Genomic DNA, 22,924 nt, shown 5'->3' with positions numbered 1-22,924 from the left:
ACACCAACTGTTAGCAAATAATTCAAGAGTTATATATGTCAAAACAGCTAAAGCCAGCAGTGAAAGAATCAAACGCAGTAGTTTTACAATTGGGTGTTCTCGATTAGTGTTTTTTGTCATTTTTTAATAAAAATCAGAAACTTATATAATTTAATTATGCAACTAAATATCTTTTAATACAAGATTGAAAACAGCAATATATTGTTTTTTTATGGTTTTTTCTATGGAGACTGTCTTGAAGTTGAACAAAGGTGACTGCTAGAGTGATTTTTATACATCCTTGTCATCAATCGTTAGGCAATTTTTAGCAAAATCAATCGCTTTTTCGTGATGCTGCATCTTGCACAAGAAAGAGTCGTAGTTCTCTTTATTAACTACCAGTTTTAAACGTTTACCCTCCAAGTAATAATCAATAAAGCCACGATAAATCAATGCATCAGGGTGCGGCTTACCAACAATCTTACATTGATTATGGAAGTTCAGTGTCCAGAGGCTCGCCTCAAAAATTAATGATCCGCACCAGCAGTTTTGGACACTGAGTTAAGTGAGTTGGACTGCTGCCACCGATCTTCTAGACAAATTTCGCCTATTAGCTTAATGAAGTGTCCAATCTGAGTGGAGCAGATCATTGACATACTTTCCCTAACCCTAGGCGGACAAGTTAGAGTTTTGTATCTAACTCGATTTTGTCCAATTGTATGTTAGCAATTCAAAGTAAAAGAGACCTGCCCATAACGATCTCGAACGTTGTAAACAACGCAATTGGTCGAGATTGACCTCTCTTCGTATCTATACAAGCAAAACCTTTAGATGAAAGAGCTTCGAAAGTATCAGTAACATCCTTGATACTGCGCCCACTCTTTTCAGCAAGCTCATCAAGACTGTTTGGCTTTTCGCGAGCAATCAAATTCAGCAGCTCAACATTTTCGTTAGACAACAGTTGTGAAAGCACAGCCAGTGACTCAAACAAAAATTGAGGATAATGTTCTTTAGACGTCACTTTTCCTTCTGCAATCCGAATCATGCGCTTACGAGCAAGCTCTTCTGATAGAATGCCGATTTTTGCTTTCATACTATCCTCACTCCTAATAGTCGCCATCTAAATCGACTGAATAATCACCGACGCTCTCATCTAATTCTTCTTTCATTTCATGAGAAGGAACGACTAATTTATCTGTATGCTGCTCGATGTCTTTTTCGAGCAAGGCTAAAAAGCGAGCTACGCCCAGGTTCTCACAAGAAGGTTCTGTTAGCTCTTTACTCTTATCTTCCTCACGTTCCATTGTTAGCTGCTTCCGTTTTTATTGACGCGATCACTTTTAACAAATCTGTTGCGATTGCTGGGCATTTGTCGTTCATAAAAACCGTTACTTCATCACCAAATTTCATCGTTACGATTCCATTCTTATCGACACTTAACAGAGCGAAAGACTGCTTCAAATCAAGAGTCGTGTTACTTCCATTGGTCGTGGTTTCAGCCATCTTTCCCTCACTGCTAACGAGTATGTTTACAAAATGGGCAATAATTGTTACCCGAGATGTTTACTTAATTGATCTGTTTAACTTTTCGACGATCTTAGTGGCATGTTGAAATATTGCGTCCTTTACTAGCGAAAATTCCTTTTCAGGAAATCGATTGTCTACAGAGCTAAGTGCGCTACTAAATTGAGCGAGAAAGGCAGAGACGATTTCATGACAGTTCGTATTGCTGATACCGAACTGATTAGCTGTCTGCTCTATATGCCGTAAGCAAATTTTGCTGATATGATATTTGTATCCTCGTGATGCTTTCAGTCCCATTGCTAGCTTTAGCTTACGCTTATTTAAGCCTCTATTACCGATAGCGGGGTAAGCTGATAGCAAATCGTAGAACGGTGTAAGTTGATAGTGTCCGCTAGGAGCAATATGTACGGAAAAGTTCTTGAGATGACCGTCAGTTGCACCAATAAAATACTGAAAAACCATAAACTTAAAAAAGTCATGATTGTTCGCCTTACTTTCCGCAGAGAGACTTAAAGCATCAACAATTTTGGAGACACTTAGGTTGTTCTCCGATTGATATTTTTGATGTTCAGGTACACCAAAAACCTGGCAGAAATCTTCTTGGTGTCTACGAGTCACAACTCCGTCACCAAAACATCGGTCGAACCGTTTTACTGCAAGGGCTTTAGCTCCTGATTCAGTCGTTATTATCTCCATATCGGGCACTTTAAAACCAAGTTCCTTCGCTATTTGAGTACAGATGAATTCATTCTCAACACTGCTGCTCATATCCAGTACTGAGTTGCTTTGCGCAATTGCATCCATTGGGTATTTGATAATGTGGCTACTTAGTGATTTCTCTTGAGGTACATACCATTTACCGTTCAACCTAGTTAGAGTTGTTTTTCGCTGTGTTCCCGAAATACAAGGTCGATAATCCCCAAAAAATGGAAGAAATGACTTACGCTGGGTAACGAGTTCATTTAATTCACTTGCCGAGATCTCTCGATATTTCCATCCTATCTTTGGCGGCTCCCTACTCTGACTAAATGAAATGCCGCCCGTGCAATCATGACCTATCTTGGAGAGTAAATTGAATGCATCGTTGGATTGCACACCTACCGAGTGAGCAAGGCTTAATCGTTCTTCTTTCAAGTCAGGAAGCAGGTTGTGAATAAAATTCAGTGTATTAAATGATGAGCATTGTCCCTTTACGAGCGGCAGGCTCAACGAGATAGGGAAAGCTGAATCATATGCTAACCACTCATCAGAGTATGAAAATGACCAGTAGGTCTTCGACTGTTGGACAAACTGCCCCACGAGCATGTTGTTGTTTGTGGCATGTGCGTAAAGTATAGAATTGTGCAAATTAGCTCCCACTTTCTACTGGGTGGGCTGTATTTTTGTAGAAGGTAATTGCGTTTTCTACTGCAAGCATTTCGGCTTTGAGATCCAATCTACGATTGTCATACTCGGATATATACTCGTCTAAACACAGCCGAAGTTCTGAGTGTTGAGCACACAACTGATTGAAATGCTTCCATGTCCTTTTATGAAGAGAATAGGACTCTGACAGCTCTGACTGTTTATCTTGCAAAATCGTCAAAAGACTTTCTCTTTTGAAAGAAAGGCAGTTGGAGTCCTCACTGTAATTGTCGCAATCCACGACCTCCCAGTCGATATGGTTAAACATAAAACCTTTGGAAAATTCTTCATCACCATGCTTGTCGAAACCGCATGAAAGGACTGCGCCGATCAACGACATTTCCTTCAATTTTTTTTCGACGTATTCATCCGATAAGTATTCTTTTTCATCACTGTCTAATGGAAAGGATTTTAGGTCGTTGGCAGAGAAGTGTTCATTGTAATAAATGGCGAGAAATAGCTCTTTTCTGATTCTTACCTTCGTTTGCATAAAAAATGACCAATTGAGTTGATTTTGAGGATTATAATCCGTGGTCATATAGTCCGCAAGTGTGCATTGTTCAGGAAATTAATTTCATAAATAAAAAACATGAACACGAAACTTGCCGAAGCTGTAGGCCAACGTATTGTACAAATGAGAAGATCCAAAGGTTTACCTCAAGAGAAACTAGCCCTTCTCGCTGAGATAGATAGAAGCTATATGAGCCGCATAGAACGCGGTAAAATCAATATCACGCTTGAAAAGTTGTATCAGATTGCAGACACTTTGGGCTGTGATGTGAAGGAACTTCTGCCTTAATGAGTTAGGTTTGTATGCAGTTCGGACTGAATCGATTGGAGTTTATTTTAGGGATAGGGCTGTTTTTCACAGCTATGTTGCGGAGAGTTCAATGACAACGAAAGATCATGGGGTAATCTCTTTCGATTCTCTTGCCTTTTGGCTACAGCGTATTAACCACTTCCGCTGTTTCAACGTATAACGCACCTTATGCGAATTCACGTATGCTCATCATGCTGATTACCTAGCACTCACCCAATTTTGTGGTTATCAGGAGGATCGTCCTCTCACGATTTAGATCCCGATTGGCGAATGCCAACCTTCGTTACATTGTCGGATCCGCTACTTTATTCAGGCTCTTAGGTTCATCTGGTGATACTGATGGTTCACACATTGAGCGGTGAACAGCGCTTCATACGACCTCACATCGCACGCCCCAAACCGTTTTAGTCATATCGCACTTTTATGTCCTGTTAATCGTTAGTGCTAATTTGCCCTACTAAATGTTATCCAATAAGCGTGAGGTAAGTCGGATAACAATGAAGTTTGATCACATATGACTTTAAAAAATCGAGGTCGATTCTGGTAGGCAAGTTAAGAAGCCAACATGTTTAGTCTAGCTAATGGTGAGGTCAAACATTTGTTGGCACTTAAATATGATGTAAAATTCATAACCATATGAACAATAATGATTAACGGACTAGGCAATGGAAGCAACGGTTTTAGAGTTTCACCTTGAATACAACTCTAACAGGAAGAATCCTGCGGAAGTATTTCACGCTATGGGGGATTTCATTTCAGCGTATCAGGAGATGGGGCAAATTATTGCTCAGGCTGTTGATTCAGAGATGATTTTTGATGTTGAGTTGCAAGAGGTTACTCATGGTTGCATTCTCGCTAAGTTGTTATTAAAGGTTGAGGAGTGGACAAGGCCTGACTCCCTTTTCAGGGAGTTGACTGGTGAGATGTCTCAAAAAGAGCAGGTTCAACACGTCACTAATAATGAAAGAGATAGACTGAAGAATGAGATGGCTATAAGAGGTCGTTCAAGTCGCCTTGATCCTTACATTAGTGATTTAGATGTTGCTTTAGTTGCTGAGAAGTGGTCTGAGGGCAATAAAAAGCTGTTACCTGATGAGTATCTTAAAGTTTGCAATGAAGGTGCTAAGTTAGCTGAGGTAATCCCTTTTGATCCTAACTTTAGATTCACTGGTAATGTCAAAAAGATGTTCTCTAGTGACCGAGGTCACTTTGACGGTGAAGAAATCGTTGAAGTTTTTAAACCTTGTAAAAAGGCTACTTCTAAGTGGGAAGTAATTAGCACTAGGACTCATAAGAGATACAGCGCAGAAATTACACACAAAGAGTGGTTGGATGAATATCTGAACTCTGAGGTTCGTCTGGGGGGAAGTGACTATCTGCGAGTTCACGCAGAGTATGACGTTGTCGTTGAGAAAGGTGAAGAACGTATCAAAAATGCAAAGATAAAAGAGATCAAAGAAGTCATTACTTATCGTGGAACTCAGAATGAAATACCAACATCAGAATGAGTTTAAGGCGGTAGCTACATCTTATCTGTTCATTATCACCCCATTCATCTTGCTTGTCTTGGTTAAGGTCTTGACGGGGAAGTATGATGATTTGTTGCTTACAGGCGATTGGTCTATTGCTAGTGCGATGATTTATTCAAGTTCAATTATCAATGTTCGAAGTGCTACTAGAAAGTATCATGGCGAGCTAAACGAAGTTGGTCTTGATTGGTTTATGACGGTTACCAGTGTGATGTCAGCAATTAGCGTTACGATTTATGTTGTTGCTTTAATGCAACCTAGTAAATGGGTCGGCGTGTTGCAGATAACTCTATTCGTTGCTGCTTCATTTGCCCACATGAAATACGGGAGGTTAGCTTATCGCCTTAGAGGTGAGAGTTAAGAGACTTTCCATTCCTGAGTTAATTAATGGTTTGCCAATGCAGAAAAGTGGCAGCCCCATTCCAAGTTAATGTTAATACTCAGTGCAGCTCACGATACTGAGTTTTGACGTACATAAAGTAATGAATAGATAAAAGGCCTATCAGGGCTTCCTTATTTGGTTCACTGGCACTATCTATCTCGCTCTGTGAGTTTAAAAGGTGTATTCTGACTTAGTACCATATAATTTGGCAAGTTTTTGATATTATTGTAAATATAAGGTGTGGCGATGAATCAATTGTTCTCTACTCTGACTACATCGAGTTACGATTGGAGTATAGATTTTAAAACAAAGAAGGATTTTATAGCGGTAGCTAACGAAATAGGTTACACCTTCACTTCTTCTAAAACGACTAATGAAGTATCGGACTTTATAAAGAGAAAAGTAGTATCGTTATTAAGTTCAAACGAATGTCCTTACGAATGATCCGTCCCAGCAGTTTTGGACACCGAGTTAAGTGAGTACAATCACTAACGAGGTGAACAATGACAACTAAGAAAACTAGAATTAAACATTCCCCTGAATTTAAGGCAGAAGCCCTGAAGCTAGCAGAGAAAGTGGGAGTAGCTGCGACAGCAAAACAGCTTTCTTTACATGAATCTCAAATCTACGGGTGGCGGAAGAACTCGAAGAAAGACACCAATACTAGTCAGCGAGAGCAAGAGCTAGCCGCAGAGGTTGCCAAGCTAAAAAGGCAATTGGCTGAGCAAGCAGAAGAGCTAGAAATTGTAAAAAAGGCCGCCACCTACTTCGCGAAAAATCTAAAGTAAATTGCTATGAATTTATGCTCGAACACCTGCTGAGCTTCAGTATTGTGCGTATGGCTAAGGTGTTCGGGGTATCCCGAAGTGGGTTTTATTACTGGGTTAAGCATCGCCATAAGGCCATCCAATAAGAACTGTCTGAGAGCGGTGATAACTACAATGTTAAAACCATTGCTGCCAGTATGAAACGTCAAGATTTAACGCCGAAAGCTACACGCAAGTTTAAGTGCACTACGGACAGCAAGCATCAAATGCCTGTTGCTCCAAACTTGTTGGCTCAGAACTTTAGCGCATCGGCTCCGAATGAAAAATGGGCTGGAGACATCACCTATATCATCAACCTACGATCTGATCAGCTAAGTTCATTCAAATACTTAGACCAATGGCCAAGCCTCACTACAAAACAACCAATTGGAAACACTATCACCAGGCTTTAATCAATTGCAGTTCACTGACATTTTAGATTGATGAAGAAGCTATCCAGTTATGGAAGCAAATCAGACAAGGTAGCGTGGGAGGCCTCGTTTGTTTAGTGATTACGACTGCTCTTATGATTAAATGAGTATTTTCAATGCAGTCGAGAGGTCTGCAAGGGTTCATAAAGTCTATTTTCAAGCTCGCACAACTGCCGTTGTCATGCCCTCATTACTCATGTATTAGTAAGCGAGCCAAAACAGTTAACGTCGCATTCAAAACAAAGACTAAAGGAACAGTCCTGCATCTAGTCATTGATGCTACGACGCTAGGTATTCCTGAAGCGATAGTTATTGCCTAAGAATTCGTCATATTAGGCTCGTTTTTAACTGAACTCGAATTAGTAAATAAAGCATCGAATAGCACAAATGTTTCAAACATTGAGTCACTCCAACACTTTTAACGGGATAGCTCCATGTTACGAGGAGATACACTCCTTTTACGCACAACACTTTTTATCTTCAAATATGTAACATTTTTTCCTGAGAACTGGCAAATATGCAAGTTTGTTCTTACCGACATTCGAGTAACATACTTGGGAGAGATAACATCTGATTTTAGTCAATTTATGTTTATATTATGGGTAAGGTTCATGTTACAATAACAACATTATACATTACCTTGCTGCTATAGGGTTGTAAGAGGTGGGCTAGATAGGTTTAATTATGTACCGCACATGGGCTGAATGATATGATACCGACCCACCCACTCGATGTTACATTCAAAACTCGCGGCATAACAAGATTTAATCTACCCGCACCTAACACTCCGTAAAGACAGACTATCGATAACCTCCCCTTATGGGGAGGTTTAAAAGGAATTGAGGCATTATGGCTTACAGTACTTTTAACCAAAAAAAGAATGACCAATTGAAGGAACCAATGTTCCTAGGTCAATCAGTAAACGTTGCACGCTACGACCAACAAAAGTTTGAGATTTTCGAAAAGCTTATCGAGAAACAACTTTCTTTCTTCTGGCGTCCAGAAGAAGTAGACGTATCTAGCGACCGTATCGATTACAACAAACTGCCAGATCACGAGAAGCACATCTTCATCTCTAACTTGAAGTACCAAACGCTTCTAGACTCTATCCAAGGTCGTAGCCCTAACGTGGCACTGCTGCCGCTTGTGTCTCTGCCGGAACTAGAGACTTGGATTGAGACTTGGTCTTTCTCTGAAACGATTCACTCTCGTTCTTACACGCACATTATTCGTAACATCGTGAATGACCCTGCGGTGGTATTTGATGATATCGTTGAGAACGAGCACATCCTGAAGCGTGCAAAAGACATCGCGCACTACTACGACGATTTGATTCAAGCGACGAATGATTACCATCGCTACGGTGAAGGTGAGCATGTCCTTAACGGTGAAACGGTTAAGGTTAGTCTGTACGATCTGAAGAAGAAACTGTACATCTGTCTGATGTCTGTGAACGCTCTAGAAGCGATTCGTTTTTACGTAAGTTTCGCATGTTCTTTCGCTTTCGCAGAACGCGAACTAATGGAAGGTAACGCGAAAATCATCAAACTGATTGCACGTGATGAGGCGCTTCACCTGAACGGTACGCAACACATGATCAACCTGCTACGTAACGGTCAGGATGATTTCACTTTCATGCAAATCGCAGAAGAAGCAAAACAAGACTGTTTTGACCTATTCAAAGAAGCGGCTGAGCAAGAAAAAGAGTGGGCAGAGTATCTATTCAAAGATGGCTCGATGATCGGTCTAAACAAAGACATCCTAAGCCAATATGTTGAATACATCACCAACATCCGTATGCAAGCAGTAGGTCTACCTGCAGCTTATCCAGAAGCAACAACCAACCCAATCCCATGGATTAACGCTTGGTTGTCTTCAGATAACGTTCAAGTTGCACCTCAAGAAGCGGAAATTTCTTCTTACCTTGTGGGGCAAATTGACAATGAAGTTCGCGCAGACGACTTCGAAGGATTCGAGCTGTAATGGCAACACTCAAAATCAACAAACTCATCAGTATTGAATCCAACCCTTCCAATACAATTTTGGAAACAATGGAGCAAGCTGGCTTATTACCAGAATACAACTGTCGTGATGGGCACTGTGGCGCTTGTCGCTGCAAGTTGGAATCTGGTGAAGTGGAGTATGTTGGTTTTGCCATGGCTTACACGCAAAGTGATGAGATATTACCTTGTATCTGTAAAGCAAAATCGGATTTGTCACTCAGTGGCGTTAACTACGCGATGAAAGAAAAGCAGCGCGCATAACGTGACTCGACGGTATAAAACGCAAAAGCCAAGGTGATTACCTTGGCTTTTTTGTATCTACGTGTTTTATCTCTCAGGCTGTTATAGGTCTCTGGTTATAAAGCACTACCTGGGAGATGCATCTCTTTAACTTTCTCTAAAAATGCATAATGTGCAAACATCGGTTTACGTTCTAGGTAACGACGCAACAAGTCTAGTGCTGCCGTGCTGATCACTTTAACTTGATCATTGCGCTGATACTTTTTCGAGAGTTTATATAACGCTCCCCACTCGCCTGACGGTGTCGATAAAGCGACGGAAAAAACACCCTCTTCAATATCGCCAGTGACGAGTGATAAATCCGTCCCACACTTCTCTCGCGTCGCTCCTGCCAGAGCAAACGTTTCTGCTAATGGGTCTCCGCTGTTGCTCATCGCTTGAGTCTGGCTTGGTAGTACCCAACCATGTCCAAGTTGCCTTTCAGCTTTTTCATCACTATTTAACCAATAAGTTAAGTATCCACCACTGCTTTTTTCGGAAACCGACACGGTTAACTCTTTATCCACCAACAGCTGGCCGACATTTTCAACCATAGGTAAATCAATACTAACGGTATTGCTTTCAAGATGCTTATTGATCATCTGTACCAACTTCAAACGCTGTTCAAGCTGGTCAGAAGGGCCAAAGAGTTTCACTTCAATAAAAGGTAAGTAAGAGCGATAACCAAGCTCATACCCTTGAGGAAGTTTTAGCTGATCAAGCTTGTCCGAGATGCCGGATTCGGAAAGGCCGAACGTATAGATTCGACTACAACATGAACCTTGCACCTCTGGAAAAGCTCTTCTCAGATCAGGCAAAATTTGCGTCTCTGCCATAAGCTTAAATTCACTTGGCACACCCGGCGTAAAATAAAAAATGGCATCATTAATCAGCATCTTGAAACCACAGGCCGTGCCTATCGGGTTATCCAGAATCTCAGCCGTTTCTGGTAGCATGGCTTGTTTTAAGTTACTGTCTGGCATTGGGATGCCACGTCGAGCATACAAACTTTCTAGATGCTGCAACCACTCTTTGAAAAGCACGAGTTTACACTCAGCAGCTCTCGCTGCGGCGGCCGCACTCATATCATCGGTCGTTGGCCCTAAACCACCATTCACGATCACCACGTCATTGTTGAAGCTCAACATTAAAAACTCTTCAACCAAGCTCGACAGGCTATCACCAACCGTTGAGCGCTTTGTTAAGCCAAATCCATGTTGATAAAACAGGCTAGATAACCATGCCGCATTAGTATCAACAATATCACCGTGGAGCACTTCCTCACCGGTACTAAGCATTGCTATTTTCACAACTGCCTCCTGAACATAAGCACAATCCTATTATTCGTTATAGTGCTTATTTTTCTTTTTATTTGGACGAATCTCGACGAGATATATTGGGACTAAATAAGGATCAAGTATTTAAATGGTTGATGTTTTGAGGGATAATTGCGAGCCCGATCATCACACCATCAACTCGGAGACCTTTGTGTCAAAATCATCGATGTTCAAGAAAACTCTAACTGGCCTTTGCTTGACTTCGTCAGCGCTTGCGCACGCAAATCAGTATGATATGACCAGTCATACGGAGTTTTCTTACACACCTGATTGCTTGTCAGGTTACTGCGAAACGACGACTCTGTACACCTTCGAGTCTCAAAATCGCGGTCTTATGTTTGAACAGAATAATGATGATTCATTAAATCTTGATGCAGGGCTTCAGCCTAAACATCTCATTATCCCTCAAGGTAAAGACTGGGATTACCTCATGGGTCAAACCTACACCATTCTTGGCCTGAGTATCGCAACCGTTGGTATGATGACTTTCCTTCCAGAAAGTATCACTAAATGGGACGAAGAAGACCGAGACATGAGTAAGCTGGGTCAAAAATGGAAAGATAATGTCTCTGACGGGCCTGTTTGGGATCGTGATGAACATGTCCTCAACTACATCATGCATCCTTATTTTGGCGGCGTTTACTACACAGCCGCACGCCACGCTGGCTATAACGAGTTTCAGTCATTCTTGTACTCCGCAACCATGTCAACGTTCTTTTGGGAGTACGGAGTAGAGGCATTTGCAGAAGTGCCATCTTGGCAGGATATTTTTATCACACCATTCTTTGGTGCTGTGGTTGGCGAAATGATGCTCACTGCTGAGCAAGATATTGTAGCAAACGGCGGCGAAGTCATGGGCTCTGAAACCGTCGGTGATGTATCACTCTTCTTCCTAAACCCTGTTGGGCATATCCATTATTGGGTAACCGGTGCATGGGGCGGTAGTGCAGAACTACAATTTAATTCATCACCTTGGTTTGGTAATCAAGACGTCGCAAAATTCGCAATGGACGCAGGCGCCAACTACGATAGCCAATTTTACGGTGTCGAACTAAAAGTAACATTTTAGCCTTGACTTGAGTTGATACTCAGTAGAAAAGCAGCCTTATGATGGCTGCTTTTTTGTGCCCTAAACATCGTTTTAATTATTTGCTTCACGAATTAGTGTCAAAAATTGACTTTCATCAAACATAACCCTCTCCTAGCACCTACACTAAATAAAAGGATTTATTCCAATAACTTAAGTAGCACGTTTATTCGTACTGCGTCCAAACCTTATTCCAGGAGGGGACATTATGAACACCGTATTTATTGTTAATTTTGTCGGACAAGCGTCACCCGCAACTATCAAAGAACTCGCAGCAATTACTCATGAAAATGGCGGTAAATGGCTGATAAGCAAAGTAAACTTTATCGAAGATCAAGTTGCAGGTGTCATCAAAGTAGAGCTTCCAAGAGAAAATGCCGACATCGTTAAAGAGGCGTTCTCTTCATGTCAAACTCTTGTGGTTAGGTTCGTTGACTCGGATCCTCACTCGCATCGTGAAGACACCATCTTTCAGCTTCGCTTAGATGCCAACGATAGAGCAGGTATTGTGAATGAAATTACTCACGTTCTCGATAATCAAGGCATTTCAATTCTAGATATGGATTGCCAACGCGTATTCATTGCAGGCGGCGGTGGGGTAAGCTCCAGCTTATTCAGCGCAAAAATGGCGATTAAATTGCCTAGCGAGCTAGAGATAGAGGACGTGGCTAATGAGTTAGAATCTCTGAGTGAAGACACTCGTGTAATTGTAGAAAGCTAACTGCATACCTTTAACGCTTCTCCAATGAAAAAGAGCAGCAATTCAGCTGCTCTTTGTCGTTCTAATACTCAATACGTTTTATTCCACTGACCACTGAGACAGTGAACGTTTGAAATCAGAGTAGTCAAATTCATTCAGTTTTTGAATGTCACCATTCGAGCGTTCACAGTAAACCGAAGGCATACGTAGACCGTTAAACCAGTTCAGTTTCACCATGGTGTAACCTGCACTATCTAGAATATGCAGACGCTGTCCGATCTCGAGAGGCTGTTCGAAGTTCGCCACGCAAAACTGGTCACCAGCTAAACAAGAGCACGACCCAATCACGTATTCATGTTCACCGTTTTCAGATGCTTCAAGAATGGACGCTGGCTCGTTGTAGATAAGTGTATCCAAACGGTGGGCTTCTGTTGCTGAATCGACAATCGCCGTCTTCTTCACGTTCTCCACGATATCAACCACTGTTACAACAAGATCGGTTGTCTTAGTGATGATCGCTTCACCCGGCTCTAGATACATTTGTACGCCGTGTTTCTCTGAGAATGCTTTAAGCGCTAAACCCAACTTCTCGATGTCGTATCCCGGCCATGTGAAGAACACGCCGCCACCCATGCTTACCCAGTCCAGCTTATCTAGGTACTCGCCAAACTGCTCTGAAATAGCATCGAGTAAGCCGATAAACGCATCCACGTCTTTGTTCTCACAGTTCATGTGGAACATTACGCCATCAATACCATCAAAAATTTCCGGTTTGATGTGATCAGCCTGAACACCAAGACGAGAGAATTGACGAGCTGGGTTTGCTAAGTCTTGCCCTGCGTAGCTCACACCAGGGTTTAGGCGCAAGCCAATCGATGCTTTACCTTCGACAATATGACGATAAGCCGCTAACTGTGACTGAGAGTTAAAGATCATCTTGTCACAGATGTTCGCCACATCGCGAACGTCATCTTCGCTGTAACCCACACTGTATGCGTGTGTCTCACCACCGAACGTTTCGTAGCCAAGCTTCACTTCAAACGGGCCAGAGCTGGTTGTTCCGTCTAGGTAAGGCTTGATGATGTCGAATACACCCCATGTTGAGAAGCACTTCAGTGCTAATACAAGCTTCACACCAGAGATGTCTTTTAGCTGTTTTGCTTTCTCTAGGTTCTCAATCAGCTTGTCTTCATTAATCATGAAGTATGGCGTTTTTAGTTCGTTTTGTTGCATTTTGATACCTTACGTCCCTTCGCCTTAGCAAAGGCACTATAAAATCGAACAAAGCCGACGCAAGTGCATCGGCTTAAACGTACGAATAAGAGTCGCTAAATTCTTACTTCAATTTATGGATAACAGGTTGTCCTGGCTCCAGTTCTTGAACATGCCAATCTAGACCAATCGATGGCATGGTTTCTAGGAACGGGTCTGGATCTAGCTGCTCCATGTTGAACACGCCTTTGTCTGCCCACTTACCACGGAAGAATTGCAGAGCTGCTGTGATTGCTGGGACACCAGTAGTATAAGAGATCGCTTGGTGCTCAACGTCTTCGTATGCAACTTCGTGATCTGCGTTGTTGTAGATAAATACGCTGCGATCTTTACCGTCTTTCTTACCTTGTACCCAAGTACCGATACACGTTAAGCCTGTGTAACCTGGTGCGAGAGATGTTGGGTCCGGCAGTAGCGCTTTCAATACGTGTAGAGGTTGGACTACCGTGCCGTCGTGCAGCGTCAGTGGGTCTGGGCTGAGTAGACCAATATCGCGCATTACGTTGAAATAGTTCAGGTAACGGTCACCGAACCCCATCCAGAACTCAATGCGTTTCGCCGGGATGAACTCTTGCATAGATCGAACTTCGTCGTGCGCCATTGAGTACACTTTATGTGAACCACAGTTCGGGAATTCAAACTCAAGCATACGTGAGTGACAAGGTACTTGTTTCCACTCGCCTTTTTCCCAGTAGAAGGAATCACCTTGAATCTCAAGCATGTTCGTTTCTGGGTCAAAGTTAGTTGCGAACTTCTTACCGTGGTCACCTGCGTTTACATCCATTACGTCGATAGTATCGATTTCATCGAACAGATGTTTCACCGCGTATGCAGCAAACACCGATACTACGCCCGGATCGAAACCGGCACCAAGAATACCTGTGATACCCGCCTCTTCAAACTTCTCACGGTAGCCCCACTGCCAATCGTAAGCTTGAGGTACTTGTTGGCCTTCAGAACACAAATCAACCGCAACAGATGTATCAAGGTATGACACTTTAGCTTGGTAACATGCTTCCATAATAGACATGTTCACCCAAGGAGGACCCGCGTTGATCACTAAGTCAGGCTGCACTTCTTTAATTAAAGCAACTAAAGAATCTACGTCGTCCGCATTTACCGCACGAGCTTCTAGTTTCTTAGTTGAATCTTTCAGATTGTTTTTCTTCTGAATCGATTCGATGATTTTCTCACACTTACCTACGGTACGTGATGCGATTGTGATATCACCCAGAACGTCGTTGTTTTGTGCTGCTTTATGTGCAACTACCCAGCCAACGCCGCCTGCACCAATCTGTAGAATTGCCATAGTTTTCCGTTACCTTTGTTAAACTAGCTCTGCCGCTAGCTTATTGATTTTTGAGAGCAAAGATTCAAAGTCCGCCGTCGTCAGACACGGGTTCAAAATCGTAAATTTCAATGCGGTTTTATCGTCGACAATGGTTTCACCCAATACCGCGATACCGCGTGTTAACGCTTCTAAGCGCAACGTTTTATTCAGTTCATCAAGATCCGCTGATTCATGTGTCGCGCGGAACAGAACCGTAGATAGTGATGGTTCAGCCAACAACTCAAAGTGTTTGTTATCTCGAATCATGTCCGCAACTTCAAGCGTCTGATCAAGTAAATGATCGTACATATCGCCTAGGGCTTTTGGCCCCACGCTTTGCATCGTCATAAACACTTTTAGCGCATCAAAACGCTTAGTTGTAGCAATAGACTTATCCACCAAGTTCGGTAGTTCGTCGTGTTCGCGGTTCAAGTAATCTGCATGATGAAGCAGGAATTTAAAGTTAGACTTGTCATTCACCAACAGCGCACCACAACTGATGGTTTGGTAAAATAACTTGTGGAAGTCTACGCTGATGGAGTGTGCACGCTCACAACCTTTCAGACGGGCTTTTTGGCTACTTAAAATCAGAGCTCCACCGTATGCACCGTCGACGTGCATCCACATGTCATGTTTCGCTGCCATATCGGCGATAAAGTCTAGGTCATCAATAGCACCGTGATCCGTTGTGCCCGCTGTGCCGACAATTGCAAATGGGATCAAACCTTCTGCTTTTGCCTGATTTAGAACTTCGTCTAACTTAGTGACATCCATCGTTCCATCGGCATTAGCATCGACGGTCATAACCGCTTTTTCACCCAATCCCATCCAAGACGCTGATTTTTGAACCGTGAAGTGGGATTTTTTCGAACATACAATACGCAGCTTGTCTGCGTATTCAGGAAGCCCAAGCTTTTGAATTGAGTGCGCACTGAGTTTGTCAGCAATCCAATCACGCGCAAGCATCAAACCCATTTGATTACTTTGCGTGCCGCCGCTCGTGAAGATACCGTCCGCTTTTTCACCTAACTCGTATTTATCGCATAGCCAGTTCACAACTTTCTGTTCAACATAAGTCGCTGATGAAGCTTGATCCCATGAGTCCATTGATTGGTTCAAAGCCGCAATCATTGCCTCTGCGGCAATAGCAGGCATCAACGGTGGAGTATGTAGGTGAGCAATACAATCTGGATGTTGAGTAAAAATTGCGTTTTTCGCGACCAGCTCAGCAGCATCGTCGATAACGGATTTAAGAGGCGCATTTCCATTATCAAGATCAACGTCGTGAATCGCTGCTTCCAATGCTTTTGGATCCATACCTGAGTATGGTGCAGCAACCTGTTCAAACACTGATTTCATTGCTGTCGTAGTGTGATTCATCACCGAAGCAAACTCATTGCTGCCCAACTCTCCAGTGTGGATGAAATGCTTCTTCCATTCATCTTGTGGCTGAGTTTCGATGTGACTACCGCCGGCTGCTAAAATCGCGTCTTCAAATACACGTAAAGCAAAGTCGATTTGCTCAAACGAGATGATAAGAGGAGGAAGGAAGCGAATTACTGCACCTTCACGTCCGCCTTTCTCAACGATCAAGCCACGCTCAAGTGCTGCGCGTTGAATGGAAAGAGTGAGTTCACTATCCGCTTGAGGTTCGCCAAATTTATTGAGCTCACCGTTTGGATTTTTAATCTCCACACCAAGCATCAAACCTTTGCCACGTACTTCTGCGATACAGTTCACGCGCTTTTGAATGCTTTCAAGACCATAGCGCAAATACTGGCCCGCAATATTGGCATGCTCAACCAGATTGTCACGCTGGATGATTTCTAATGCTTTCGCACCAGAGACCATGGCTAACTGATTGCCACGAAACGTACCTGTGTGTTCGCCCGGCTTCCAAGTATCATGCTGCTTGTTGATAACCAATAGCGACATTGGTAAGCCACCGCCAATAGCTTTTGATAAACACAGGATATCTGGAACAATGCCCGACTCTTCAAATGCGAAATTGTAGCCAGTTTTACCAACACCACACTGGATCTCATCGAAGATCAGTAAGATACCGTGTTCATCACAAATACGACGTAACTCTCGCAGCCAGAATGCTGGCGCAGGAACAACACCACCCTCACCTTGCACTGGCTCAACGATGATCGCAGCAGGCTTCATAATGCCCGATTCATCATCGTTTAAAAGACGATCGATATAGCGAATACTTGCTTTCGCACCTTCATCACCGCCAAGCCCAAATGGACAACGCAGATTGTATGGGAAAGGCATAAAGTGCACGTCTGACATTAAACCAGTTCGACGCGCTTTCGTACCTAGGTTGCCCATCATTCCCATTGTGCCGTTAGTCATACCATGATATGCGCCACGAAAAGCAAACATGGTGTTGCGACCAGTAGTCTGCTTCGCGAGCTTGATCGCGGCTTCAACTGCATCGGCTCCAGACGGACCACAAAATTGGATAACGCTGTTCTCACTTAACTCTTGAGGAAGAAAAGATTTAACAGATTGAATAAACGTCGTTTTTGCTGATGTTGCAATATCTAGCGTCTGATATGGCAGACCCGAATCTAATTGCTCTTTCAGAGCTTGGTTTATTTCAGGATGGTTATACCCCAAAGCTAGAGTGCCCGCCCCCGCAAGGCAGTCTAAAAAGATCTGTCCACGTGTATCTTCAACCAAGCAACCAAAAGCTTGTTTGATTGCGATTGGCAAGCGACGTGGATAAGAACGCACTTCAGATTCATGCTCAGCCTGATCAATCAATACTTGCTCTGGCGTTAAGTCATACGTTCCCTCAACGATAGGAACCTGAGACGAAAAAATGTTTGCGATATTGCTATCGACTTCAAAGGCAGTGCTCATACTACATAATCCCTTGAATTATAATAATTCTATATCCTGTATTAATAATCATTGGAATGAAGTTACAGGAGGTGTGTATACCCCTCCGCATTTGTCAGTGCAAAATGACAAATACAGATCATCTGCCACGATATTCGTGACTTTATATGTAAAAGGGATTAATCAAGGTTCCGTAATGCACCCGTTTTGTAAAACAGGACATTTCGGCAGTATGAAGCTGATTAGTGTGTGTTTATTCAAAGGTTTCAATGTTGGGTTTCCCATTAATATGCCGCTTTTACAGCATTAGTATCCCGTCTATCGACAAAAGGCTTTGCCGATACCTACCCTACGCAGTGTCACAATCAGCTTGAATGGTCACTACGCGTATCCCCCAGAGATCAAACGTTGTTAATTACGCTCCGAGATTGCGCGCGAATTTATCACAAAATAAAATCTTCTGGCAACGATTTTTCATATTAGTAACAGTGACGCAAATCACAACAAAGTTCCCCCTAGTGATATTTGTACATTCATACTCATCTACAACGCTTTTCTTCTTTTCTCAAATACCTGTTATTTAAACAAATATCCTTACAATATCAGCACCATGAACCAAAACGGTTTATGAACATACCACTCTTTAATCGTAGAACATTATTTTCAGTATCCAAGGTATTTAACAGAGCTAGTATTTACGTTACTGCTCAGCCTAAAGCGATGAGTCTTTATTCACAGAACTTTGATTGACTAAACTTAAACTAGCTGGATGGGTATGGCCATGAAGTGACGTTGCTATGGCTAAAATTAACAAGAAGTTAAGTTAGTACGCTGAAGGAGCTCAGTGCTTAACGAAATCCATCACAGAGAAGAAATTTAAGATTTTAAGAAATACAAAAAAGGCCCAACATTTTCATGCTGGGCCTTAAATCTGGAGCGACACACGAGGTTCGAACTCGTGACCTCAACCTTGGCAAGGTTGCGCTCTACCAACTGAGCTAGTGTCGCATTTAATATGAGATGGTGCCCCGGGCCGGACTTGAACCGGCACAACGCGAACGTCGAGGGATTTTAAATCCCTTGTGTCTACCAATTCCACCACCAGGGCACACAAATATTCTTTGTGATGCCTTTACAGAAAAGTAAAACACCATCTGATACCGCTAACGCCATATCAATAAAATTTGGAGCGACACACGAGGTTCGAACTCGTGACCTCAACCTTGGCAAGGTTGCGCTCTACCAACTGAGCTAGTGTCGCATTTATTCTCGAAAGCCATTCACTCTCAAAAGAATAATGGAGGCGCCTCCCGGAGTCGAACCGAGGTCCACGGATTTGCAATCCGCTGCATAGCCACTCTGCCAAGGCGCCTCATTTGTGAATAAAGCTAAGCTTTTTCACCACCCTTTTGAGCTGCGCTCTCTTGGGTACGGGATGCATTCTACGGATTCGAGCGATCGAGTCAACACTATTTTTATTTTTTTAAATCGTTTGACTAGAATTTGTGCGAAAGACGGTAGATTGCTTAGTTTTAATACTAAAAATCGCTTAAATACACTTGTTTATCATAAAACTTTGGCTACGCCTTACACTGCTGGCCGTGCGTTACGTGTATTGAAGCGTTAACAATCAGGAGACTCGCTTCTCTGAGACTCTCCAAGGGCAAAAACAAGACTTAGATCACATATGGAATTCTATCGAAACAGGAACTCAGATAGAAATTTCAAGCATGACCGTTAGCAAGCATTAAAAAACGTGAGAAGCAAAGAAATGCTGTAGATTATCTTAGATACAAAAAAGCAGGCTATTAAGCCTGCTTTCTAATATCAGAATTTAATGATGCTCTTCATTCAACAGATCATCTTTCGCAGCAGCTAAATATTGAATCATTGACCAATATGTCAAGAAAGTTGCCACATACAAGGCCGCAAAGCCTAGCCAAACCATCCATTCATCGTAACGCCATATCAACACCCATAAGGCGAACATTTGCGAAACAGTTTTTACTTTGCCAACCCAAGATACCGCAACACTCGCTCGCTTACCGATTTCAGCCATCCATTCTCGCAATGCTGAGATAATGATTTCTCGCGCAATCATCGTTACCGCAGGAATGGTCACCCAAATTGAATGGTAATGTTCCGTGATTAAAATCAATGCCGTTGCCACTAGCACTTTATCAGCAACAGGATCAATAAACGCACCAAAACGAGAAGTTTGGCCAAGTTTACGGGCCAACATACCGTCAAGCCAGTCAGTAAAACCCGCTACCCAAAACACCATTGCAGCTGCAAACGGTGCCCATGAATAAGGTAGATAAAAGACAACCACAAAAACAGGGATTAGGAACAGTCTAAGAAGAGACAGAATGTTCGGGATATTCAAACGCATTTTATTATTCTCTTACACATTGCGGCTTAATGTTGCGCGATTTTCCTTATTGTTTCAATGCTTGGAAAATAATTTCTGCTAAAGAGTGACTTATTCCCGGTACTTTGGCGATTTCTTCGACACTTGCACGTTTAAGTTCTTGTAACCCACCCATGTACTTGAGTAACGCCTGACGTCGTTTAGGGCCAATTCCCTCAATCCCTTCAAGTGCACTAGTACGTCTGGTTTTACCTCGCTTAGCACGATGCCCCGCTATAGCATGGTTATGGCTTTCATCACGAATATGTTGAATAAGGTGCAGCGCTGGATCATCGCTTGGTAAATGAAACTCGTCCCCATCGACTGTAATCAGCGTTTCTAAACCTGGTTTGCGAGTAACGCCTTTTGCAATACCAATCATGATGGGACGCTTTGGCCAATCTCCCCAATATTGCGAAATGATGTCATGCGCACGATTTAACTGGCCTTTACCACCATCGATAAAGATGATGTCGGGAATTTTCTCTACGTCCAATTGCTTCGAATAACGGCGCTCCAACGCTTGTCCCATTGCAGCGTAATCGTCACCACCAGTAATCCCAGTGATGTTATAGCGACGATACTCCTGCTTAACGGGGCCTTCATTGTTGAACACCACACACGATGCAATCGTACTTTCCCCCATGGTATGGGAGATATCAAAACACTCCATCCGAGCAATAGACTCCAACTTCAATGTTTCGCGAAGCGCATGAAAACGCTGATTAATCGTCATCTTGTGATTGATTTTGGTGGTAATCGCCGTTAGTGCATTCGTGTTCGAAAGCTTGAGATACCTTGCTCGAGAGCCAGTTGGCGAGGTATGGAAATGAACCTTACGACCTGCCACTTCACTTAACGCTTTCTGTATTGGCGCAATATCTTCTGCCAACTCTTGATTCAAAATAATACGAGAAGGAATCGTGCGCGCTTCGTTATGGCTCAAATAGTATTGAGTCAGAAAACTATCGAACACTTCCTGCTGGCTTGTATTTTGTGGGATTTTCGGAAAATGGCTACGGCTACCAAGCACTTTACCTTGGCGTATCATCAGGATATGAATACACGCAATACCATTCTCCTGAGCAAACCCTAGTACATCCATATCATCCATGCTGTCTTCTGAGACGTACTGCTGCTCTTGAACACGTCTAATCGCTTGGATTTGATCGCGAAATTTAGCGGCATCTTCAAAGCGCAATTGCTGACTGGCAACTTCCATTTTCTCGATCAGTTGTTTGAGTACTTGCTGGTCTTTGCCTTGCAAAAACATGCGCACAAAGCCAACCAACTCTGCGTATTCTTCATCAGAAATGATGGTATCAACGCATGGCCCTGCACAACGGCCAATTTGGTACATCAAACATGGGCGCGTTCGGTTGGAATAGACAGTGTCTTCACACTGGCGCACAGGAAATATCTTTTGCAGCAAATGCAATGTTTCTCTTACTGCACCAGAATCTGGGTAGGGGCCAAAATATTCACCTTTGCGCTTCTTGGCGCCACGGTGGATAGAAAGCCGTGGGTGCTTATGACCGCTAATAAAGATATAAGGGTAAGACTTATCATCTCGCAGCAAAACATTGTATTTCGGTAAATACTGCTTGATGTAGTTATGCTCTAAGATGAGCGCTTCTGTCTCAGTGTGAGTCACTGTGACGTCTATTTTGGCGATATTACTGACAAGCGCGCGAGTTTTCTCACTGTCTACTTTTTTTCGAAAGTAGCTTGAAAGGCGCTTTTTTAGGTCTTTGGCTTTACCTACGTAGATTACAACAGCTTCGGCGTTGTACATTCTGTAAACGCCGGGCTGATGAGTTACTGTCTTGAGAAAGGAAGCCGAATCGAAGGGAGGATTCACACTAAAGGGTCTCGGTGTCCAGCATTCCGTGGCGAATCGCTAAGTGAGTTAACTCAACGTCACCATTAATGTCCAATTTACTAAAGAGTCGGTAGCGATAGCTGTTGACTGTCTTTGGACTTAAATTAAGTTGCTCAGAAATATCCGTTACCTTTTGGCCTTTGGTGATCATAAGCATGATCTGCAATTCACGTTCGGATAAGTCTTTAAAAGGGTTCTCAGAGGCTGGAGAAAATTGACTCAATGCCATCTGCTGCGCAATCTCTGGTGAGATGTAACGCTGCCCACTATTAACTACACGAATCGCATTCACCATTTCATCAGGGCCAGCACCTTTGGTTAAATAACCAGACGCACCTGCCTGCATCACCTTGGTTGGAAACGGGTTTTCTGTATGAACGGTAAGTACGATGATTTTCACATCAGGATTCACGCGAAGAATTTTTTTAGTGGCTTCCAAGCCACCAATTCCTGGCATGTTCATGTCCATTAAAACGACGTCAGCATGATTACTGCGACACCATTTTACTGCATCTTCACCGCTGTCAGCTTCTCCTGCTACGTTCATTCCACGGACGTCTTCAATAATACGTCGTATCCCTGTGCGAACCAGCTCGTGATCATCTACAAGGAAAACATTTATCAAACTTGTATCTCCACACTTTGTATTGGTTCTGCACCCACATAACCATTATTTGTTAAATGTGGATATCAGTATGACTGCCTATATACTAACGTAATCGACAAAAAATTGCTTTCTATGAATATGTGCTGAAACGCAAACTTTAGCAAGAACTTATTCATAAACCACTCTATTATTTTAGAGCGTGATGAGCAGAACCGAAATCTAAGAAAAGACAATTAACAACATTAAGTACAATAAATCAAGTAACTAGGTTTCATATTGCCCAGAGAAA

19 protein-coding genes, 4 tRNA genes and 2 pseudogenes are annotated in these 22,924 nt (G+C 42.7%); 9 read left to right on the top strand and 16 right to left on the bottom strand.

Going from position 1 to position 22,924, the window contains the following annotated elements:
* Window positions 1-709 precede the first annotated feature (709 nt).
* Genes NL645_RS13760 through NL645_RS13740 form a run of 5 tightly spaced genes read right to left on the bottom strand, consistent with a single transcriptional unit; the run spans window position 710 to window position 3,397 of the window.
* Window positions 710-1,072, bottom strand: coding sequence for a transcriptional regulator (locus NL645_RS13760; RefSeq protein ID WP_068864088.1), 363 nt, complete (start codon window positions 1,070-1,072; stop codon window positions 710-712).
* Window positions 1,073-1,085: 13 nt separating this feature from the next.
* Window positions 1,086-1,283: a hypothetical protein gene (locus NL645_RS13755; RefSeq protein WP_047725753.1), complete on the bottom strand. Its 198-nt coding sequence runs from the start codon at window positions 1,281-1,283 to the stop codon at window positions 1,086-1,088.
* On the bottom strand, window positions 1,273-1,482 hold the full coding sequence (locus NL645_RS13750) for a hypothetical protein (protein ID WP_047725754.1): 210 nt from the start codon (window positions 1,480-1,482) through the stop codon (window positions 1,273-1,275). The genes NL645_RS13755 and NL645_RS13750 overlap by 11 nt, the downstream gene beginning before the upstream one ends.
* Before the next feature lie 60 nt (window positions 1,483-1,542).
* Window positions 1,543-2,850, bottom strand: coding sequence for a HipA domain-containing protein (locus tag NL645_RS13745; RefSeq protein WP_223976035.1), 1,308 nt, complete (start codon window positions 2,848-2,850; stop codon window positions 1,543-1,545).
* Between the two features lies 1 nt (window position 2,851).
* Window positions 2,852-3,397: a hypothetical protein gene (locus tag NL645_RS13740; RefSeq protein ID WP_039453146.1), complete on the bottom strand. Its 546-nt coding sequence runs from the start codon at window positions 3,395-3,397 to the stop codon at window positions 2,852-2,854.
* 99 nt (window positions 3,398-3,496) lie between these two features.
* Between NL645_RS13740 and NL645_RS13735 the strand changes: the two genes are divergently transcribed.
* From NL645_RS13735 to yfaE, 7 genes and pseudogenes are all read left to right on the top strand, one after another.
* A complete protein-coding gene (locus NL645_RS13735) occupies window positions 3,497-3,706 on the top strand; it encodes a helix-turn-helix domain-containing protein (RefSeq protein ID WP_039453138.1) in 210 nt (69 codons plus the stop codon).
* A gap of 686 nt (window positions 3,707-4,392) precedes the next feature.
* A complete protein-coding gene (locus NL645_RS13730; protein ID WP_039453133.1) occupies window positions 4,393-5,235 on the top strand; it encodes a hypothetical protein in 843 nt (280 codons plus the stop codon).
* The gene (locus NL645_RS13725) at window positions 5,213-5,617 is read left to right on the top strand and encodes a hypothetical protein (protein ID WP_039453131.1); all 405 of its coding nucleotides are present in this window, start codon (window positions 5,213-5,215) and stop codon (window positions 5,615-5,617) included. The genes NL645_RS13730 and NL645_RS13725 overlap by 23 nt, the downstream gene beginning before the upstream one ends.
* Window positions 5,618-6,141: 524 nt before the next feature.
* Window positions 6,142-6,836 (top strand): annotated as a pseudogene (locus NL645_RS13720) (transposase); the annotation flags it as partial.
* Window positions 6,803-7,171: pseudogene (locus NL645_RS13715) on the top strand (transposase); the annotation flags it as partial. The pseudogenes NL645_RS13720 and NL645_RS13715, both read left to right, overlap by 34 nt.
* Before the next feature lie 553 nt (window positions 7,172-7,724).
* Complete coding sequence (gene nrdB / locus NL645_RS13710; protein WP_005376818.1) at window positions 7,725-8,858, top strand: class Ia ribonucleoside-diphosphate reductase subunit beta; 1,134 nt, start codon at window positions 7,725-7,727, stop codon at window positions 8,856-8,858.
* Complete coding sequence (yfaE, locus tag NL645_RS13705) at window positions 8,858-9,139, top strand: class I ribonucleotide reductase maintenance protein YfaE (RefSeq protein ID WP_005376817.1); 282 nt, start codon at window positions 8,858-8,860, stop codon at window positions 9,137-9,139. The genes nrdB and yfaE overlap by 1 nt, the downstream gene beginning before the upstream one ends.
* Before the next feature lie 95 nt (window positions 9,140-9,234).
* Here yfaE and NL645_RS13700 read toward each other — a convergent pair whose 3' ends face one another.
* On the bottom strand, window positions 9,235-10,467 hold the full coding sequence (locus tag NL645_RS13700) for a CinA family nicotinamide mononucleotide deamidase-related protein (RefSeq protein WP_170902993.1): 1,233 nt from the start codon (window positions 10,465-10,467) through the stop codon (window positions 9,235-9,237).
* 193 nt (window positions 10,468-10,660) lie between these two features.
* Between NL645_RS13700 and NL645_RS13695 the strand changes: the two genes are divergently transcribed.
* Together NL645_RS13695 and NL645_RS13690 are read left to right on the top strand one after the other, a co-directional pair.
* Window positions 10,661-11,563: a DUF3943 domain-containing protein gene (locus NL645_RS13695; RefSeq protein WP_253651875.1), complete on the top strand. Its 903-nt coding sequence runs from the start codon at window positions 10,661-10,663 to the stop codon at window positions 11,561-11,563.
* Window positions 11,564-11,789: 226 nt separating this feature from the next.
* Window positions 11,790-12,302 carry a glycine cleavage system protein R gene (locus NL645_RS13690; RefSeq protein WP_005394795.1) on the top strand — a complete coding sequence of 171 codons (513 nt, stop codon included), beginning with the start codon at window positions 11,790-11,792 and terminating at the stop codon, window positions 12,300-12,302.
* A 78-nt stretch (window positions 12,303-12,380) separates the two neighbouring features.
* On the opposite strand, the gene nspC is transcribed toward NL645_RS13690, so the two are convergent.
* The 10 genes from nspC to uvrY all read right to left on the bottom strand — a co-directional run bounded on the left by nspC (window position 12,381) and on the right by uvrY (window position 22,653).
* Window positions 12,381-13,514: a carboxynorspermidine decarboxylase gene (gene nspC / locus NL645_RS13685; RefSeq protein ID WP_253651858.1), complete on the bottom strand. Its 1,134-nt coding sequence runs from the start codon at window positions 13,512-13,514 to the stop codon at window positions 12,381-12,383.
* Between the two features lie 103 nt (window positions 13,515-13,617).
* Window positions 13,618-14,862, bottom strand: coding sequence for a carboxynorspermidine synthase (locus tag NL645_RS13680; protein ID WP_253651857.1), 1,245 nt, complete (start codon window positions 14,860-14,862; stop codon window positions 13,618-13,620).
* 18 nt (window positions 14,863-14,880) lie between these two features.
* Window positions 14,881-17,757, bottom strand: coding sequence for a pyridoxal phosphate-dependent class III aminotransferase (locus NL645_RS13675; RefSeq protein WP_253651856.1), 2,877 nt, complete (start codon window positions 17,755-17,757; stop codon window positions 14,881-14,883).
* Window positions 17,758-18,668: 911 nt separating this feature from the next.
* Window positions 18,669-18,744: transfer RNA gene (locus tag NL645_RS13670), tRNA-Gly, on the bottom strand.
* A 13-nt stretch (window positions 18,745-18,757) separates the two neighbouring features.
* Window positions 18,758-18,844, bottom strand: a tRNA-Leu gene (locus NL645_RS13665).
* A 77-nt stretch (window positions 18,845-18,921) separates the two neighbouring features.
* Window positions 18,922-18,997: transfer RNA gene (locus NL645_RS13660), tRNA-Gly, on the bottom strand.
* A 37-nt stretch (window positions 18,998-19,034) separates the two neighbouring features.
* Window positions 19,035-19,108, bottom strand: a tRNA-Cys gene (locus tag NL645_RS13655).
* A gap of 462 nt (window positions 19,109-19,570) precedes the next feature.
* Window positions 19,571-20,128 carry a CDP-diacylglycerol--glycerol-3-phosphate 3-phosphatidyltransferase gene (pgsA, locus tag NL645_RS13650; protein ID WP_005394805.1) on the bottom strand — a complete coding sequence of 186 codons (558 nt, stop codon included), beginning with the start codon at window positions 20,126-20,128 and terminating at the stop codon, window positions 19,571-19,573.
* A 46-nt stretch (window positions 20,129-20,174) separates the two neighbouring features.
* Window positions 20,175-22,007 carry an excinuclease ABC subunit UvrC gene (uvrC, locus tag NL645_RS13645; RefSeq protein ID WP_085343495.1) on the bottom strand — a complete coding sequence of 611 codons (1,833 nt, stop codon included), beginning with the start codon at window positions 22,005-22,007 and terminating at the stop codon, window positions 20,175-20,177.
* 1 nt (window position 22,008) lies between these two features.
* Window positions 22,009-22,653, bottom strand: coding sequence for a UvrY/SirA/GacA family response regulator transcription factor (uvrY, locus tag NL645_RS13640; protein WP_005386783.1), 645 nt, complete (start codon window positions 22,651-22,653; stop codon window positions 22,009-22,011).
* Between the last annotated feature and the right edge of the window lie 271 nt (window positions 22,654-22,924).

The sequence above is a fragment of the Vibrio sp. Y51_MX_L26 genome (assembly GCF_024181935.1).
Lineage (GTDB): Bacteria > Pseudomonadota > Gammaproteobacteria > Enterobacterales > Vibrionaceae > Vibrio > Vibrio diabolicus.
Note: the sequence above shows the minus strand (reverse complement) of the source record. Positions and strands in the feature narration are given on the sequence as shown.